The sequence below is a fragment of the Rhodopseudomonas sp. BR0C11 genome, from assembly GCF_010820945.1.
Classification (GTDB): domain Bacteria; phylum Pseudomonadota; class Alphaproteobacteria; order Rhizobiales; family Xanthobacteraceae; genus Rhodopseudomonas; species Rhodopseudomonas palustris_H.
Genome location: NZ_QTKI01000489.1, coordinates 1 through 3,218, shown reverse-complemented (window position 1 = coordinate 3,218; position 3,218 = coordinate 1). Strand labels below are relative to the sequence as shown.

The window sequence follows — 3,218 nt, the reverse complement described above, 5'->3', positions numbered from 1 at the left end:
CTTCTCCACGGCTCATTCCGGGTGCACGTGCGAAGCGCGTGAACCCGGACGCTCAGCTGCGCACAACAACCTCGGGATTCCGGGTCCGCAGGCTTCGCCTGCGTCCCGGAATGACGGTGGGGTCCGCTAGGAATTGCTACCGCGTCGCCTGAATGGCGCGGATCTTCGGCGGCACCTGGGGCAGCGTGCCGGTGGCGGTGAGGTCGGCGCCGGGCGGCGGGTTGGCGCGGGCGCTGGCATCGGGGAAGCGCTGCTTCATCTCCCGCAGGAAGCCTTCGAGCGTATCGACGCTGGCGGCCATCTTGGCGATCGCGGCAAACGCAGCACTATTGCCGGCGCTCGGCTGGGAGGCGATGTCGAAGGCAGCGCGATCGGCGGGATCGGTCATCAACGGCGCAAATTTCTCGCGGAAACGATCGAGACCGAGCGCGTCTTCGGCGAGCGCGTAACCGACCACGGCACGGATCACGTCGCTCTTCTCGGCCGAAGACAGCGGTGTGAAGTCCTTCCAGCGATCGCCGAGATATAGCTCGATCTGCTCGGAGGATTCGCGCCAGCGTCGCGCCGCCCAGTAGATGTCGGAACGCAGCCGGATCGCCTCGCGACCACTGATATTGCTGATGATATCGAGCGCGAGATCGTGGCGGCCGATGTCGCTCTGCGCACGCGCCTCGAGCAACAGCCGCTGCTGACGGAGTTCGCCGGCAAGATCGGCGATGCGCGACGAATGCAGTGCACCGATGGCGCGATCCGGCTTGCGGTTCATCAGGTAGATCATCGCCAGCTTGGCGGCGACCTGCGCCCGCGCTGCGCCTTCGAGACGCTTGTCGACTTGGTACTGCAGAAGCTCGCTGGCCTGATCGAGCAGATCGACCGCGACCAGACGGTCGGCGAGCCGGCGGATCATCTCGTCGCCGCGCCGGCCGATCGGCGTCAGTTCGCGATACTCGTAGAACATTGCGAGGGCTTCGATCGGCGGCAGATCGTCGCCCTTGCTGCCGAGGAAAATCTGCGCGAACAGCGCGCGAGCATCGTCCTGCGCCTTGCGGGCAGCTTCCGAATTCGGCGCAAGCTGGGTCGCAACGCGGGCCGCCTGCAGCGAATCCTGATAGCGGCCGGCGTCGGCGTACATCTTGGTCAGTAGCTGCTGGGTGTTCACTTCGAGCTGGTCGCCGCGCCAGTTCACTGACAGCCGCTCGAGGTCAGGTAGCGCTTCGGCGGGTGTCAGTTCTTCGCGCTTCAGGCGCAGCACGATCTCGCGAAACCGCGCTTCGGCGGCGGCCTGCCGGTCGGACGACGCCATCGCGTCCTTGTACTTCTTCAGCGCCTCCGGCTCGCGGCCGAGCGCCTCATCGAGCCAGCCGCGCATCACCGCGACCTGCGGCTTGATCTCCGGCGGGATGCCGACCAAATCGAAATCGGTGCTGAGCTTCGCGGCGCCCGAATAGTCACGCACTTCCAGCGAGGCCCGCATCGCCGCGGCGAGCACGGCGCGCTGAATGTCCAGCGGCAGCGCCGTGATGGCGAACTGCACGCTCTTCAGCTTTTCGCGCGCCTCGGCCCATTTGCCCTGCCGCGCCAGCGCCACGCCCTTCCACATCTGCGCGTCGTAGGTCGAAGCAATCGCCGGGTTGGCGACGTCCTTCAACGTCTGCTCCGGCCGCCACATCAGCGCGCTCGCAGCCGCATGGCCGAGCATGGTGGCGGCATCTTCCTGGCCGGGCTTGGTGGCGGACAGCGCAAGATCGAGCACGCCTTTGGCTTCGGGATAAAGACCGCGCGCCATGTAAAATCGAGCCAGATCGAGCCGGGCCGGGAGCTTGTCGTCGCCGCCCGCAACCGACGCGGCGTTGAGACGCTCGTCGAGCATGTCCTTGAAGCTGCCGGTCTGATCCTTCGCCCATTGCCGGACATCGAAGAACGGCTTCTCGGACGCGGCATCACCGCCGCCGCTCTCCGCGGCGGAGGATAGCGTCAGGCCGCCAGGCCGCGTCAGCAGCACGGCATCGGGAGTGGTTTCAACGGTGACGTCATCGGACTTCAGCTCGACAACGACGCCGTGGATCGACTCCAGCAGATTGAACTCGACGAAGTTCTGCCGCTTGATGAAGCCGCGCGGCGGCGGCAGCGCAGTGACCACCGTCAGCGTATCGCCGGCGTCGGGATCGGCGAGCTTCTGAACCTGGCCGAGCGCCGGCAACGACACCGAGACGCTGGCGCGGGTCGGGTCGGCGATGTTGCGTACAGCCGAGAGCGGCTGCGACGCCGCGCGGCCGGCATCGGCAAGCGTTACGGTCCAGCCTTTGCCTGCACCGTCGTCTTCGGTAAGCGTCGCGATTTGCGGGCGACTGAGCCGGATCCGAATTGCTTGTCCGTTGGCGAGCGGGAGGCGGCTAGCGTCGCTGACCACCGCACTGCCCTCGCGGCGGATCGCCGACAGATCAAACGCCGCGGTGTTGTCGAGGACCAGCCACAGCACATCGCCGCGGCGGAACAGCGCCGCCGGGGTCGGAGCAGAAAACGCGAAGCTCAGGCGAAGCCCATCCGTATTCAGCCGCACCTCGACCGGCCGCCCCTCATTCGAGACCGGCTTGGCGGCCACTGACGGCGCAGGTGCGGGAGCCTGAGGCGCAGCCGGAGCCGTCTGCGGCGGCGCGATGCTCGGCGCCGCAGGCCCCGCTGGCGCGGCAGCGACTTGGCCACCCTTGGCAGGCGGGCCGGCTGGCGACGGCGTCGCCGAGGGCCCCGCCACAGACGGAGATGGCGCAGCCGCCGCCGCAGCAGCAGGTGCAGGCTGCGGACCGGCCGGCGTCGCCGGCTTCATGGCCTTGGCTTCCGCGGGAGCCGGCGCGGGCTTGGCCTCCGCCTTGTGATCGGCTTCCTTGGCCTCGGCCTTGTGGCCTGCGTCCTTCGCGTCGGGCTTGTGGCCGTTGTCGGGCTTGGGCTCCTGCTTCTGGATCTCTGCCTGCAGCGCCTTGGGATCGAGCTTGCCGATCTCCGGCAGCTTCAGTGCCTGCGGCCCCATGGTCTGACCGGACTCGGCGCCGCCCGGCTGGAAACCGACATCGATGATGAAGTTCTTCTCTTCGCGGAACGAATGCACATCGGCGCCGCCGATCAGCGTGAAGTCGACGGTGGAATTACCGCCGTCGATGTTCTGCGCGATCGAAGCAACACCCGGCGGCGAGGCAAGCTGCGCGTCGGCGAGGTCGAAGGTC

At 67.6% G+C, this 3,218-nt stretch carries 1 protein-coding gene; it reads right to left on the bottom strand.

Going from position 1 to position 3,218, the window contains the following annotated elements:
• Positions 1-136: 136 nt before the first annotated feature.
• Positions 137-3,218: tetratricopeptide repeat protein (locus DYI24_RS23910; RefSeq protein ID WP_164574094.1), on the bottom strand; the 3,082-nt coding region annotated here is incomplete at its 5' end.